Source organism: Achromobacter sp. HZ01, assembly GCF_003267925.1.
GTDB classification, from domain to species: domain Bacteria; phylum Pseudomonadota; class Gammaproteobacteria; order Burkholderiales; family Burkholderiaceae_B; genus Achromobacter; species Achromobacter pulmonis_A.
The window spans coordinates 1-14,220 of the sequence record NZ_LWKV01000008.1; the positions used below are offsets into that span (position 1 = coordinate 1).

Genomic DNA, 14,220 nt, shown 5'->3' on the forward strand with positions numbered 1-14,220 from the left:
AACTGACCAGCGCGCTGTAATGGTTTAGATCCGGGTTTGAAACCGGTGTGCATCCGGTTTGAATCCGGTTTAATCCTGCGTTATCCAAAACCCGCCGGCGTGCGCGCCGGCGGGTTTTCTGTTTTTGGAGACACCGGTTCACCGCTATTTAATCGGAACGCTATAAATCTTTTGCTTTATTGCAAGATTCTGATAATGTTTCCGGCGCGCAGCAAGATTCGCGCAAGTGCTTGGCCTGTACAGAACGAAGGAGATTCGGGATGGAATGGTTTTTTGACACTTTGCGGAAATATCCGGAGCTCGCGATATTCCTGACCTTGGGCCTGGGTTACTGGATAGGCGCCAAGAAGATATTCGGGTTTAATCTCGGCGCGGTCACCGGAACGCTGCTGGTGGGCGTGCTGGTCGGGCAGCTCGATATCACTATCGCTCCCATCGTCAAGCAGGTTTTCTTCCTGCTTTTTCTTTTCGGGCTGGGCTATGGCGTCGGCCCGCAATTCTTCCGCGGCATGAAAAGCGATGGCCTGCCCCAGGTCATATTCGCGGTCGTCATTTGCGTCGTCTGCCTGCTGGTCACCTGGGGCACCGCGGTGGCTTTCGGTTTTGACGCCGGCACCGGCGCGGGCCTGCTGTCGGGCGCGCAGACGATCTCGGCGGTCATGGGCGTGGCCACCGACACCATCAACGGCCTGAACGTGGACGCCGCGACCAAGAAGCAATGGATCGACAGCATCCCCGTGGCCTACGCGGTCTGCTACATCTTCGGCACCGTGGGCAGCGCCTGGATACTGGCCTCGCTGGGCCCCAAGCTGATGCACGTGGACATCGTGAAAGAATGCAAGGAGTACGAGGCCAAGATGTCCGGCGGCGCCGATTCCATGGAGCTGTCGGGCTACCGCAAGTTCACGGCGCGCGCCTACAGGCTGGAGCGCGAGGATTGCGTGGGCAAGACGGTGGGCGAGCTGGAGTCGCGCTTCGTCGATGCGCGCGTGTTCGTCGAGCGCATCCGCCGCGGCGACCAGATCCTGGATTGCGATTCCAAGACCGTGCTGCAGGCCGGCGACGTGCTCGGCGTGACCGGCAGGCATGATGCGCTGGTGCAGCAGGCGCCGGGCATCATCGGCGGCGAGGTCGAGGACCGGGACGTGATCAACCTGCCCGCCGAGATCGTCGAGGTGGTGCTGACCAACAAGAACCTGGCCGGCAAGACGGTGCAGGAAATCGCCGAGCACGACGCCGTGCGCGAACTGGGACGCGGCGTGTTCCTGCGCAAGGTGGTGCGCGGCGGCCACGAGATGCCGGTCAACTGGGGCCTGAAGCTGGACCGCGGCGACCGGCTGTTCCTGCTGGGCGCCAAGCGCGACGTCGAACGCGTGGTCGGCAAGGTCGGCTACGTGGATCGCGCCACCGACCAGACCGACATGGTGTTCGTGGGCTTCGGCATTCTGCTGGGCGGCCTGTTCGGCTCGCTGGTGCTGACCGTCAAGGGGATACCCATCACGCTGTCGACTTCCGGCGGCTCGCTGATCGCCGGCCTGGTCTTCGGCTACCTGCGCTCGGTGCATCCGACCTTCGGCCGGGTGCCGGAACCGGTGCACTGGTTCCTTACCTCCGTGGGGCTGACGACCTTCGTGGCGGTGGTCGGCATCTCGTCCGGACCGGGCTTCGTCCTGGGCTTCCAGCAACTGGGCGCCAAGCTCTTCGTCGCCGGCGTGATCGCCACCAGCGTGCCCATGATCCTGGGCGTGCTCATCGCCCGCTACATCTTCAAGTTCCACCCGGCCATCGCGCTGGGCGTCTGCGCCGGCGCCCGGACCACAACGGCTGCCATCGGGCAGATCACCGAAACGGCCAAGAGCCAGGTGCCCGCCCTCGGCTATACGGTGCCCTACGCGATCGGCAACACGCTGCTGATCATCTGGGGGATCGTCATCGTCATGCTCATGACCTAGCGGTTCGTCCGCGGGCCGCCAGGCCCGCGGACCGCTGCCCAAGGCCGGCGGGCGCAACGGCCCGCCACGCAGCCAACGCCCGTCACCACGCAAACCAGGAGTACTGAACCATGGCTTCCACCGCGCCTCTCACCGTCAGTCTGGCCTCGGCACTGAAAACCACCCGCTCGCACCAGCGCGACCTCGAACAGCTTTCGCCGTTCGAACTGAAGGACTACCTGATCACGCTGGCCAAGGACAGCCAGCAGCTGTCGGCGGCGACCATGCTGAACGCCGGCCGCGGCAATCCGAACTGGATCGCCACCGAGCCGCGCGACGCCTTCTTCCTGCTGGGCCGGTTCGCGATGAAAGAGGCGCGCCGGGTGCGCGACGAAGGCATCCTGGCGGGCATGCCGGACAAGCAGGGCTGCGCCGGCCGGCTGCGCAAGTTCCTGTCCAAGCACAAGGGCGAGGACGGCCGCGACTTCCTGGCGGGCGTGCTGGAATACGGCGTGAAGGTCAAGGCCTTCGATGCGGACGAATGGGTCCACGAGCTCACCGACAGCATCATCGGCGACCACTACCCGGTGCCGCCGCGCGCGCTGGTGCACATCGAGCAGATCGTGCACGACTACCTGATCAAGGAAATGTGCGACGGCCGCCCGCCCAAGGGCAAGTTCGACCTGTTCCCGGTCGAGGGCGGCACGGCGGCGATGTGCTACATCTTCGATTCGCTGCTGCAGAACGGGCTGCTCAAGCAGGGCGACACCATCGCGCTGTTCCTGCCCACGTTCACGCCCTATATCGAAATCGCGCATCTGGAGCGCTTCCAGTTCAAGATCGTGCCCATCAACGCCAGCAGCATGCGGGCCGACGGCACGCATGACTGGCATTACCCGCCCGAGGAAATCGCCAAGCTGGAGAACCCCAAGATCAAGCTGGCGGTCACGGTCAATCCCAGCAACCCGCCGTCGGTGGCCTTCAGCCCGGTCGAAATGAAGCAGATCGTGCGCCTGATCCGCAAGAACCCCGACCTGGTGCTGGTCACCGACGACGTGTACGGCACCTTCGTGCCGAACTTCCGCTCGCTGATGGCCGAGGTGCCGCACAACACGATCTGCGTGTATTCGTTTTCCAAGAACTTCGGCTGCACCGGCTGGCGCCTGGGCGTGATCGCGACCCACGAAACCAACATCATGGACCGCCGCATCGCCGAACTGCCGGCGTCGTGGAAAAAGCGTCTGCACAAGCGCTACAGCGCCATGACGATGGAGCCGGAGAAGCTCAAGTTCATCGACCGCATGGTCGCCGACAGCCGCAACGTGGCGCTGAACCACACGGCCGGCCTGTCCCTGCCGCAGCAGGTCCAGATGGGCTTTTTCGCGTTGTCCCACCTGCTCGACCTGAAGGACGCCTACAAGCACCTGACGATGGAAATCGTGCGCAAGCGGCGCGACGCGCTGTGGCAGGGCCTGGGCATTCCCATGCCGCCGGAAGATCCGACGCGCGCCTGGTATTACGTGGAACTGGACTTCATGGTCTGGGCCAAGGTGATGTACGGCGACGGCTTCTGCAAGTACATGGTCAACAATTACGAGCCGGTGGACTTCCTGTTCCGCCTGGCCGAGAAGACCGGCGTGGTGCTGATGGACGGCGGCGGCTTCGGCGGCCCGCCCTGGTCGATCCGGATCTCCCTGGCCAACCTCGACGACGGCGACTACGCCAAGATCGGCAAGCACATGGTGGCGGCCGCGACCGAATACGTCGACGCGTGGAAGGCCTCCGAGCTGGTGCGTTCGGGTCCGACCGCGGGCAAGGGCCAGAAGGTCAAGGCCGCGGCCGGCAAGAAGGCGGCCGGCAAGAAGGCCGGCGCGGCCGTGGCGCGCAAGGCGGTCAAGCAGGCGGTGCAGCGCGCGGATACGGCGGCCAAGTCGGCCAGGAAGGGCGCCGGCAAGTAGGCGGCCACGGCAACCCCAGGGTGATATGAACATATGACTTGCAGCGTCGGGTTTTTCAATAGCGTCCCCATCGCAGTGCTGTTCGTGACGGTGGGTTTGGGATACCTGATCGGCAAGCTCCGGATCGGCCCGATCCAGCTGGGCGGGGTGTGCGGAACGCTCATCGTCGCCCTGCTGATCGGGCAGACCGGCTGCCAGATCCGCGGCGACCTGAAGGAAGTCGCGTTCGCGCTGTTCATCTTCGCCATGGGGTACTCGGGCGGTCCGCAGTTCTTCGCCAACCTGAACCGCTCCAGCCTGCGCTTCATCGCGCTGCCGCTCATCGAGGCCGTGCTGGTGCTGACCATCGTGCTGGCGGCGGTGCCGCTGTTCGGCCTGGACGCCGGCACGGCGGCCGGGCTGGCGGCCGGCGCGGCCACCGAATCGGCCGTGGTCGGCACGGCCGCCGAGGCGCTCAAGCACCTGGGCCTGGCCGACGCCGAGGTCCAGCGCATGGAAGCCAACATCGCCACCGCCTACACGCTGACCTATCTGGTGGGCCTCATCAGCATCGTGTTCTTCACCAGCCAGGTCGCGCCGGCGCTGCTGCGCATCAACCTGCGCGAAGCGTCCAAGGCGATGGAGGAAAAACTGGGCGTGGCCGCCGGCGACGGCGAGGACGCCAACATGCCCACGCTGCCGCGGCTGGTGGGCCGCGCGCACGTGGTCAAGGACGCCGGCGGCATGAGCGTGGCCGAGGTGGAGGCCAGGCTGGGCGGGCGCACCGCCGTCAGCCGCATCCTGCGCGACGGGGCGGCGGTGGACGCCTCGCCCGAGGACGTGCTGGCGGTGGGCGACATCGTGGTGGTGCTGGGCATGCGGCGCTTCGTGCTGGGCGCCGGCGGCGTGATCGGCCCCGAGATCCAGCTGCCCGAGGCGCATGCCGACGACCTGCAGCTCAGCGAACTGGCGGTCATCGTCAACAAGAAGGCGGTGAACGGACACACCGTGGGCGAGCTGGCCCGGCGGCCGCGCGCGCAGCGGGCGCGCGGCGTGTTCCTGCAGTCCATCGTGCGCTCCGGCCATTCCCTGCCGATCACGCCGTCCACCGTGGTGCAGTATGGCGACCTGATCACGCTGGTGGGCGCCGAACCCGAACTGTCGGCGGCCGGCGCGGCGCTGGGCAACGAGCTGCGCCGCAGCGGCGTGACCGATCTGGTGTTCCTGGCTTTCGGCATACTCGCGGGCCTGCTGATCGGCAGCCTCAGCGCAAACCTGTGGGGCATTCCGGTATCGCTGGGCAGCGGCGGCGGGGCGCTGGTCAGCGGCCTGGTCTGCGGCTGGATCAACGCCAAGCGGCCGGCGCTGGGCCACATGCCGGACCACGCGGTGCAATTGCTCAAGGACCTGGGGCTGGCGATCTTCGTGGCTTGCGTCGGCCTGTCGGCCGGGCCGGAGGCGGTGAAGCTGATCCGCGAGCACGGCGCGGTGCTGCCCGTGATCGGCCTCCTGGTGTCGCTGGGACCGGCATGCCTGTCGCTGTGGGTGGGCCACAAGATCCTGAAGATAGAAGGGCCGCTGCTGGTGGGTGCCATCGCCGGCCAGCACGTCAGCACGCCGGCCATCAGCGCCATCCTGAATTCCAGCGGCAGCGCGGTGCCGCTCCTGGGCTACACCGTGACTTACGCCATCGCCAACGTGCTGCTGCCGGTGCTGGGGCCCATCATCGTGTCGCTGGCCCACCACTTGGGCTAGCCGTTACCGCAGCAAGGTGCAGCCCTGCCACGCCTGATCCTCGATCAGGCGTTTTATTTCGTCCTGGCACAGCTCGATGACCCGGTTGACCGCGGGCGAGGGCGGCAGGCTTGCGCTGGCGCACAGCACCAGTTCGCGCGACAGCGCCCGGTCGAGCGCGTGCGCGACGATGGAGCCTTCCGCGATCTCGGGCTGCGCGGCCGAGCTGGGCAGGATGGTGGCCGCCATCGCCTCGCGCACGGCGGGGATCAGGATGGCCGAGGTGCTGGCCTCGGCGAACAGGTTGCAGGTCAGGCCGGCGGTCAGGAAGGCGTGGTCCAGCCGCGCGCGCAGCGTGTTGGGCAGGCTGGGCAGCACCAGCGGCAGCGCGGCGAAGTCCTCGATGGCCAGGGTGCGGCGCGGCAGCGCCACGCTGGCGTGCGCCAGCAGGAACAGGCGTTCGCGCAATAGCGGCGTGCGCAGGAGGCCCTGCATGGGCTGCTGGTCCGGCGACAGCGAAAAGTCGATGCGTCCTTGCAGCACCAGCTTGGTCAGGTCGGCGCTGGGCACATCGACGATCTCCAGCACCACCGAGGGCAGCTCCGCCTTGACCCGGCGCATCAGCGGCAGGGCCAGCATGCGCGCCGTGCTGGAGGCCAGCCCGATCGAGACCGTGCCGGTGATCTGGTCGGCGGTCCGCGACAGCAGGCTGCGTGTGCTGTCGACCTGGCGCAGGATGATCTGCGCGTGGCGGTACAGCAGCAGGCCTTCGGCCGTGGGCTGCACGCCCTTGGCGCCGCGCACCAGCAGCGCCACGCCCAGGTTCTCTTCGAGCAGCGACATCTGCTGGCTTAGCGCGGGCTGCGCCACGTGCAGGCTTTCGGCGGCCCGCGTCATGTTCTGCAGTTCCACCACGCGGACGAAATACTTCAGCTGACGCAGATTCATGGAATAAGAAAAACTTATGGATGGATCGGAAAATAGTATTTTCTATGCCTCTGCGGCGCTGCCTAGAATGGGCCTCACATCAGAGGAGGACGACCGACATGAGTCTGCCATTGGCCGGGCTGAAGGTGCTGGATCTGACCCGGGCGCTTTCCGGGCCTTTCTGCACAATGATTCTTGGAGACCTGGGCGCCGAGGTCATCAAGGTGGAACCCATGCCGGCGGGCGAGATGGCGCGCCAGTGGGGGCCTTTCGATGATGACATAAGTGTTTATTATCTTAGCGCCAACCGCAGCAAGCAAGGGATAGGCGTGGACTTCCGCAAGCCCGAGGGGCTGGCGCTGCTGCGCAAGCTGGCCCTGGCCTCCGACATCGTGGTCGAAAACTTCAAGGTCGGCACCATGGACGCGATGGGCCTGGGCTATGACGCGCTGGCCGAGGAGCATCCCGGCCTGATCATGGCGTCGATCTCCGGCTTCGGCAGCAAGGGTCCGGCGCGCGACTGGGCCGGTTTCGACCAGGTGGCGCAGGGCTATTCCGGCTTCATGAGCCTGACCGGCACGCCCGAGTCCGGCCCGATGCGGGTCGGCGTCGCCATCGGCGACCTGACCGCGGGCATGTGGCTGGTCATCGGCATCCTGTCGGCCGTGGCGCAGCGCGCCGCCACCGGGCGCGGACAGCACGTCCAAACCTCGCTGCTGGCGGGGCTGATGGCGCTGCTCAGCGTGCAGGGCCAGCGTTATCTCAGCAAGGAGGAGGTGCCGCAGCCCTGCGGCAACGTGCATCCCGTCATCGCGCCCTACGGCACTTTCGAGACCGCCGACGGTCCGCTCAACCTGGCGCCGGCCACCCAGGCCATGTGGGTCAAGCTCTGCGCCATCCTGGACCTGTCCCACCTGACGTCCGACCCGCGCTTTCTCACCAACGCCGAACGCATGCAGCACCGCTATGAGCTGAAGCTGGAGCTGGAGGCCGGGCTCAAGCGCAAGACGCGCATGGAATGGACCGCGCTGATGATAGACGCCGGCATTCCGGCCGGCCCGATCAATACCCTGGAGGACGTGTTCGCGGACCCGCAGGTGCAGGCTTGCGGATTGGTGCGCACGCTGGCGCATCCGGTGCTGGGCGAACTGCGGCAGGTGGGCCTGCCGCTGGAGCTGGGCGGCGCGCAGGCCGCCGCCGACCGCGCGCCGCCCGTGTTCGGCCAGCACACGCGCGACGTGTTCGCGCGCTATGGCATGGACGGCGCCGAAATCGACAGGCTGCTGGCCGATGGCGTGGCCTACCAGGCGGAGGCGGCATGAACGCGCCCGGCGAGACGCCCAGCCTGTCGGTGGACGGGCACGTCGCCACGCTGCGCCTGCGCCGGCCCGGCCACGCCAACCGGCTGTCCCCGCGCGACCTGGAGGTGCTGAGAGACCATCTGGCGACCGTGAACGCCGACGACGCCGTCCGCGTGCTGCGCATCCAGTCCGACGGCAAGTACTTCTGCAGCGGCTACGACATTGCTTCCCTGGCCTCGGACAGCGCGCCCAGCTCGCTGTACTTCGGGCAGACCATGGACCTGATCGAAGCGGCCCGGCCCGTCACCATCGCCGCGGTGCAGGGCGGGGCGTATGGCGGCGGCACCGACCTGTGCCTGGCCTGCGATTTCCGCATCGGCACACCGCAGGCCGACATGTTCATGCCGGCCACGCGGCTGGGCCTGCATTTCTATCCCGGCGGCATGTCGCGCTACGTCACGCGCCTGGGCCTGGACCAGGCCAAGCGCCTGTTCCTGACCGCCGAGCGCATCCAGGCCGACGAAATGCTGCGCATCGGCTTTCTGACCGAGCTGGTCGACGAGGACCGCCTGCAGCGGCGCCTGGACGCGCTGAGCGCGCAGATCGCCGAGATGGCGCCGATACCGCTGTTCGGCGTCAAAGCCCAGCTCAACCGGATCGCGCGCGGCGAGATCGACGTGGCCGCCATCGAGGAGGCGGTGCTGCAGTCCGAGCGCTCGCGCGACCTGGCCGAAGGCGCGCTGGCCTGGCGCGAAAAGCGCAAGCCGCGCTTCACCGGCCGCTGAAGCGGCCGGCGCATCAACAGAGGGCCGCAAGACAAGCGGCTCCGACATCCACAAAGGAGACTTCGATGAAACCCGCCATCACCGCCTGCGGCGCCTTGCTTGCCGCCGTTGTTTCGTTGTCCGCCATGCCGCAGGCCGCGCAGGCCGCCGCGCCGTATCCGTCCAAGCCGCTGACCCTGGTGATCGGATTCCCGCCCGGCGGCGGGGCCGACCAGGTGGGGCGCGTCTACGCGAACGCGCTGGCCCGCCAGCTCAAGCAGCCCGTCGTCATCGAAAACCGTCCGGGCGCCGGCTCGACCATCGGCGCCAGCCTGGCCGCGCGCGCCGCCGCCGACGGCTATACCCTGTACCTGGGCAATTCCAGCGTCATGGGCAGCGACAGCGCGCTGTACAAGGTGGATTACACGCCCGACGACTTCGTGCCCGTGGCGCAGCTCACCACCGGCCCCATGGTGCTGATCGCCAACGCCAAGCTGGGCTTCAAGAGCGTGCAGGACCTGATCGACCGCGCCAAAAGCAAGCCGGGAACCATCAACGTGGCCTCGTCCGGCAACGGCGTCATCACCCATCTGGCCGCGGTCGAATTCATGTCGCTGACGGGCGTGAAGCTGATGCACATTCCGTTCAAGGGCGGCGCGGCCGCGGCGCAGTCGGTGGCCGCGGGCGACACCGACGTCTCCTTCGCCACGGCGCCCTCGGCCAAGGCCGTGATCGACAGCGGCAAGGTGGTGGCGCTGGCGGTGACGTCGGGCCAGCCCTCGCGCCTGCTGCCCTATCCGCCGATCGCCGCGACCGTGCCCGGTTACGAGCTGTCCAACTGGTGGGGCGTGTTCGCGCCCAAGGGCACGCCGCCGCAAGTCCTGGAAACGCTGTTCAAGGCCAGCAACGAAGTGCTGGCGCTGGCCGAGGTGCAGCAGGGCATGGCGGCCGGCTACGAGGAAGTCACGCCGTCGGCCTCGCTGGAAGCCTTCGGCGCCTTCGCCCGCAAGGAGGGAAGCAAGGGTTTAAGATTGGCCAAACAAAGCTTGGACAGCGCCAATTGATGGAGACACCATGCCCTACGCAACCCCATTGCAGGACTTCCGTTTCGCCCTGCGCGAACTGGCCGGACTTGAAGAGGTCCTGAAACTGCCCGGCTTCGAAGAGGTCACGCCCGATCTGGTCGACGCCATCCTCGAAGAGAACGGCCGTTTCGTGGAACAGGCGATCGCGCCGCTGAACGTGCCGGGCGACACCCGCCCGCCGGTCTGGCAGGACGGCCACGTCGCCGCCACGCCGGGCTATGCGCAGGGCTTCAAGGATTACGCGGCCGGCGGCTGGCAGGGTCTGCAGCATCCGGCGGCCTGGGGCGGGCAGGGGCTGCCCAAGCTGGTGGCGGCGGCGCCGGGCGAGAACATCCAGGCGGCCAGCCTGGCGTTCTCGCTGTGCCCGATGCTGACCGACGGCGTCATCGAAGCCCTGCTGACCGTGGGTTCGGAGGCGCAGCGCCAGCAGTACGTGCCCAACCTGATCGGCGGCAAGTGGACCGGCACCATGAACCTGACCGAGCCGCAGGCCGGCTCGGACCTGGCCCAGGTCGCCACCCGTGCGGTGCCGCAGCAGGACGGCAGCTACCGGCTCAGCGGCCAGAAGATCTTCATCACCTACGGCGAGCACGATCTGGCCGAGAACATCATCCACCTGGTGCTGGCGCGCATGCCGGACGCGCCGGCCGGGGTGAAGGGCATTTCGCTCTTCATCGTGCCCAAGTTCCTGGTCGAGCCCGACGGCTCGCCCGGCAAGCGCAACGACGTGTGGTGCGCCTCGCTGGAGCACAAGCTCGGCATCCACGGCAGCCCCACCGCCGTGCTGCTGTACGGCTCGGGCAAGGGCGACGTGGGCGAGGGCGCCATCGGCTACCTGGTCGGCGAGCCCAACCGCGGCCTGGAATACATGTTCATCATGATGAATGCCGCCCGCTATTCGGTGGGGCAGCAGGGCATCGGCGTGTCCGAGCGCGCCTACCAGCACGCCCTGGCCTATGCGCGCGAGCGCGTGCAGGGCCGCGCCGTCGAAGGCTCGCCCGGTCCGGTCGCCATCGTGCGCCATCCCGACGTGCAGCGCATGCTGATGACCATGAAGGCGCTGACCGAGGCGGCCCGCGCCATCTCTTACGTGGCCGCCGCGGCGCACGACAAGGGCACGCATCATCCCGACCCGGAGCAGCGCGCGCGCAACCGCGCCTTCTACGAATACCTGGTTCCCATCGTCAAGGGCTTCTCCACCGAGAACGCGGTCGAGATCGCGTCGCTGGGCATCCAGGTGCATGGCGGCATGGGCTACATCGAAGAGACCGGGGCCGCGCAGTTCTACCGGGACGCGCGCATCCTGCCGATCTACGAGGGCACGACCGCGATCCAGGCCAACGACCTGGTCGGGCGCAAGACGCAGCGCGACGGCGGCGCCGCCGCGCATGCCGCCATCGCGGCGATGCGCGAGACGTTGCGCGCGCTCAGCGCCGAGGCCGCGTCGGCCGCGGCGCAGGACCGCGCCGGCCTGGGCCTGCTGCGCGATAACTTCGACGCCGCGATCCAGGCGTACGAGGCCGGCGTCGCCTTCATCCTGGAGCAGTCGGCGGCCAATGTGCGGGCGGCCTATTCCAGCAGCGTGCCCTACCTGATGCTGGCCGGCGTCACGCACGGCGGATGGCAGATGGCGCGCGCCGTGCTGGCCTGCCGCCGGCATCTGGCCGGCGGCTCCACCGACCCGTTCCATGCCTCGAAAATCGCCACCGGCCTGTTCTACGGCGCGCATATCCTGCCGCGCGCGCTGGCATTGTCGGCGGCGGTGCGAGCCGGGGTCGTGGCCGACGCCTGTGGCGCCAGCCTGAATATTGCATAAGGTTATATGTCTTGCGTATTTCCCCGACTGCGGGTTTGATGGAAGAATCGTCTTCCGGGAGACGATCAGCCTGCGCCGCCCGTTTCGGCGGGCGGCCAGCCCCCACTGAATCCGCATACAGGAGATATCATGAGTCAACTACGCCTGGGCGATACCGCCCCCGATTTCGAACAGGAATCCTCGGTCGGCCCGATCCGCTTCCATGAGTATCTGGGCAACAGCTGGGGCGTCCTGTTTTCGCATCCGGCCGACTTCACGCCGGTCTGCACCACCGAGCTGGGCTACACCGCCAAGCTGGCCGATGAATTCGCCAAGCGCAACGTCAAAGTGCTGGCCCTGTCGGTGGACGACACCGACTCGCACACGCGCTGGATCGAAGACATCAACGATACCCAGTCCACCACGGTCAACTTCCCGATCCTGTCGGACAAGGACCGCAAGGTATCCGAGCTCTACGACATGATCCACCCGAACGCCAACGCCACCCTGACCGTGCGTTCGGTGTTCATCATCGACCCCAACAAGAAGGTGCGCCTGATCATCACGTATCCGGCCAGCACCGGCCGCAACTTCAATGAGATCCTGCGTGTCATCGATTCGCTGCAGCTGACCGACAGCCACAGCGTGGCCACGCCGGTGAACTGGGAAAACGGCGACGACGTGATCATCGTTCCGTCGCTGCAGGACGAGGCCGTGATCAAGCAGAAATTCCCCAAGGGCTACAAGGCCGTGCGTCCCTACCTGCGCATCACGCCCCAGCCGGACAAGTAATTCCGGGTTTCATGCCCGGCGCGAACCGCCGCCTTCTCCTTGTGGAAGGCGGCGGTTTTTTCTATGCACGCCGCATGCGCGCAGACATATAGGACGCAATAAAGACGACGGTGCCAGCAAAACGAACTAGCGTTTCTTCGCAGAGATTCATCGAAGCGCTTTTCAATCAAGGGCATCCGTGCGCACCAATAATCCGAAGCGGACGCGCGTCCGGCACGAGGGTTGGCGCAAGGCGCTGTCGGCGGCACTGACGGCGCTGTGCGTTTCCTCCGCGGCCGCGCAGCAGGCCCCGGCCGGGGCCGGCATCGACGCCACCGGCATCCAGCGGCGCCAGCAACAGGAGCTGGATGTCCAGCGCGCCCGCGCGCAGCAGCGTCCCGACGTGCTCTCGGCGCCCGGGGAAGGGCGCGCGCAGCCGCTGGTATTGCCGCGCGAGACTCCCTGCTTCCTGTTGCGCCAGGTCGCCTGGGACGGCCCCGAGCCGCCGTCGCAACTGCGCCGGCTGGCCGCCGCCGTCATCGGCGCCTGCGTGGGCGGGCAGGGCCTGAAGGCGCTGCAAGAGCACCTGCATGCGCGCCTCGTCGAACAAGGTCTGGTCACGGCCCGGGTGCTGCTGCCCGAACAATCGCTGGCTGGCGGCACGCTGACCCTGCGCTACCTGCGCGGGCGCATCGCCGCGGTCCGCAGCGAGGGCGCCGTGGGCTGGTGGCGCACCGCCATGCCCACCGGACCCGGCGGGCCGTTCAACCAGCGCGACCTGGACCAGGCGCTGGAGAACATCCGGCGCCTGCAGGGCCAGGCCGACGCCGTCATCGACGTGGCGCCCGGCGCCGAGCCGGGCGATTCCGACGTCCTCATCAAACCGGGCAGCGGCAAGCGCTGGCACGCCTACCTGGGCGGCGACAACGCCGGCATGGAATCCACCGGGAAGAACCAGATCAACGCCGGCCTGACGCTGGATTCGCCGCTGTTCCTGTACGACCGCCTGTCCGTCTCATGGAACGGCAACGCAGGCCTGCGCCGCGACGACGCGCTGACGCGCGCGGCCTCCATCGACTACAGCGTGCCTTTCGGCTACTGGGCCTTCTCCATCGCGGCCAGCCGCTCGCGCTATCGCCAGACCGTGGCGGGTTTCGACGCACCCATCGTCTACGGCGGCAGCACCCAACGGCTGGACTTCGGCGTGTCGGTGGTGGCCTATCGCAGCAGCCGCTACAAGGGCACCGCGGCGCTGAAGCTGCTGCGCAAACGGGTCGGCAGCCGCGTCAACGACGTCGACATCGCGGTGCAACGCCGCGACGTCGCGGGCTACGAGTTCAGCTACGGACACCGTCAGTACCTGGGCCGCGCCGTGCTCGACGTGGGCGCCGGCGTGCGCGGCACGCTGCCCCGATTTTCCAGGCAGCCCGGCCAGGTCTACGGCGATCCCGCCTGGAACGGCCGCAGCGCCATTCTCAGCGCCAGCGCCGGCCTGTATCTGCCGTTCGACGCGGCGGGCCGGCAGTGGGTCTACCAGCTCAACTGGCAGATCCAGCATGCCAGGACGGCGCTGGTCCCCGCCGACTATTTCACCATCGGCAACCGCTATGCCGTGCGCGGCTTCGATGGCCAGTCGACGCTGGCCGCCGAAGACGGCTGGAGCCTGCGCAATGACCTTTCGCTGCAGCCCGGCGGCGCCTGGCCGCAGCTGTACGCCGGCCTGGACGCCGGCCGCGTGGGCGGCCCGTCCGCCGCGTCCCTGTCCGGCCGCACCCTGATAGGCGCCGTCGCCGGCCTGCGCGGACGCCTCGCCATGCCTTACCTGAAAGCCAGCTACGACCTGTCGGCGGGCTGGCCGCTGAAGAAGCCCGCAAACCTCAAGACGCGCCGCACCGTGCTGGCGGCCTCGCTGATGCTGGAGTTCTAGCACAGGGCGAGGCCGCGCCGGCCGTGGGGTTGCATCGATCATCGGGAG

General features: G+C 67.6%; 10 protein-coding genes. 9 read left to right on the forward strand and 1 reads right to left on the reverse strand.

All coding sequences use genetic code 11. The annotated features are described in order from the left end of the window. Positions 1-260 precede the first annotated feature (260 nt). From aspT (A6B37_RS25455) to aspT (A6B37_RS25465), 3 genes are all read left to right on the forward strand, one after another. Positions 261-1,952, forward strand: a complete 1,692-nt coding sequence (gene aspT, locus A6B37_RS25455) for an aspartate-alanine antiporter (RefSeq protein WP_111827286.1) — start codon at positions 261-263, stop codon at positions 1,950-1,952. 110 nt (positions 1,953-2,062) lie between these two features. Next, positions 2,063-3,889 (forward strand): bifunctional aspartate transaminase/aspartate 4-decarboxylase, encoded by a 1,827-nt coding sequence (locus tag A6B37_RS25460; RefSeq protein WP_111827287.1) that lies wholly within the window; start codon positions 2,063-2,065, stop codon positions 3,887-3,889. A 33-nt stretch (positions 3,890-3,922) separates the two neighbouring features. Continuing rightward, positions 3,923-5,623, forward strand: coding sequence for an aspartate-alanine antiporter (gene aspT / locus A6B37_RS25465; protein WP_102774874.1), 1,701 nt, complete (start codon positions 3,923-3,925; stop codon positions 5,621-5,623). Between the two features lie 3 nt (positions 5,624-5,626). Here the strand turns inward: aspT (A6B37_RS25465) and A6B37_RS25470 are convergent, their stop codons facing one another. Next, on the reverse strand, positions 5,627-6,550 hold the full coding sequence (locus A6B37_RS25470) for a LysR substrate-binding domain-containing protein (RefSeq protein WP_111827288.1): 924 nt from the start codon (positions 6,548-6,550) through the stop codon (positions 5,627-5,629). Positions 6,551-6,648: 98 nt separating this feature from the next. Here A6B37_RS25470 and A6B37_RS25475 point away from each other — a divergent pair, with 98 nt between their 5' ends. From A6B37_RS25475 to A6B37_RS25500, 6 genes are all read left to right on the forward strand, one after another. Further along, positions 6,649-7,851, forward strand: coding sequence for a CoA transferase (locus tag A6B37_RS25475; protein ID WP_111827289.1), 1,203 nt, complete (start codon positions 6,649-6,651; stop codon positions 7,849-7,851). Further along, positions 7,848-8,615, forward strand: a complete 768-nt coding sequence (locus A6B37_RS25480) for an enoyl-CoA hydratase/isomerase family protein (RefSeq protein WP_111827290.1) — start codon at positions 7,848-7,850, stop codon at positions 8,613-8,615. Before A6B37_RS25475 ends, A6B37_RS25480 begins: the two co-directional genes overlap by 4 nt. A 65-nt stretch (positions 8,616-8,680) precedes the next feature. Next, complete coding sequence (locus tag A6B37_RS25485) at positions 8,681-9,658, forward strand: tripartite tricarboxylate transporter substrate-binding protein (protein ID WP_102774870.1); 978 nt, start codon at positions 8,681-8,683, stop codon at positions 9,656-9,658. A gap of 10 nt (positions 9,659-9,668) precedes the next feature. Then, entirely contained in the window at positions 9,669-11,495 is a 1,827-nt protein-coding gene (locus A6B37_RS25490; protein ID WP_111827291.1) for an acyl-CoA dehydrogenase, read from the forward strand. Between the two features lie 129 nt (positions 11,496-11,624). Further along, positions 11,625-12,266, forward strand: coding sequence for a peroxiredoxin (locus A6B37_RS25495; protein ID WP_102774868.1), 642 nt, complete (start codon positions 11,625-11,627; stop codon positions 12,264-12,266). Between the two features lie 178 nt (positions 12,267-12,444). Continuing rightward, the gene (locus A6B37_RS25500; RefSeq protein WP_111827292.1) at positions 12,445-14,172 is read left to right on the forward strand and encodes a ShlB/FhaC/HecB family hemolysin secretion/activation protein; all 1,728 of its coding nucleotides are present in this window, start codon (positions 12,445-12,447) and stop codon (positions 14,170-14,172) included. Positions 14,173-14,220: the final 48 nt, after the last annotated feature.

What these genes read in the sequence shown, in the direction of transcription:
- A6B37_RS25495 (WP_102774868.1), top strand. Translation starts at nt 11,625, where the DNA reads ATGAGTCAACTACGCCTGGGCGATACCGCCCCCGATTTCGAACAGGAA.
- A6B37_RS25460 (WP_111827287.1), top strand. Translation starts at nt 2,063, where the DNA reads ATGGCTTCCACCGCGCCTCTCACCGTCAGTCTGGCCTCGGCACTGAAA.
- A6B37_RS25470 (WP_111827288.1), bottom strand. Translation starts at nt 6,550, where the DNA reads ATGAATCTGCGTCAGCTGAAGTATTTCGTCCGCGTGGTGGAACTGCAG.
- aspT (WP_111827286.1), top strand. Translation starts at nt 261, where the DNA reads ATGGAATGGTTTTTTGACACTTTGCGGAAATATCCGGAGCTCGCGATA.
- A6B37_RS25480 (WP_111827290.1), top strand. Translation starts at nt 7,848, where the DNA reads ATGAACGCGCCCGGCGAGACGCCCAGCCTGTCGGTGGACGGGCACGTC.
- A6B37_RS25485 (WP_102774870.1), top strand. Translation starts at nt 8,681, where the DNA reads ATGAAACCCGCCATCACCGCCTGCGGCGCCTTGCTTGCCGCCGTTGTT.
- A6B37_RS25475 (WP_111827289.1), top strand. Translation starts at nt 6,649, where the DNA reads ATGAGTCTGCCATTGGCCGGGCTGAAGGTGCTGGATCTGACCCGGGCG.
- aspT (WP_102774874.1), top strand. Translation starts at nt 3,923, where the DNA reads ATGACTTGCAGCGTCGGGTTTTTCAATAGCGTCCCCATCGCAGTGCTG.
- A6B37_RS25490 (WP_111827291.1), top strand. Translation starts at nt 9,669, where the DNA reads ATGCCCTACGCAACCCCATTGCAGGACTTCCGTTTCGCCCTGCGCGAA.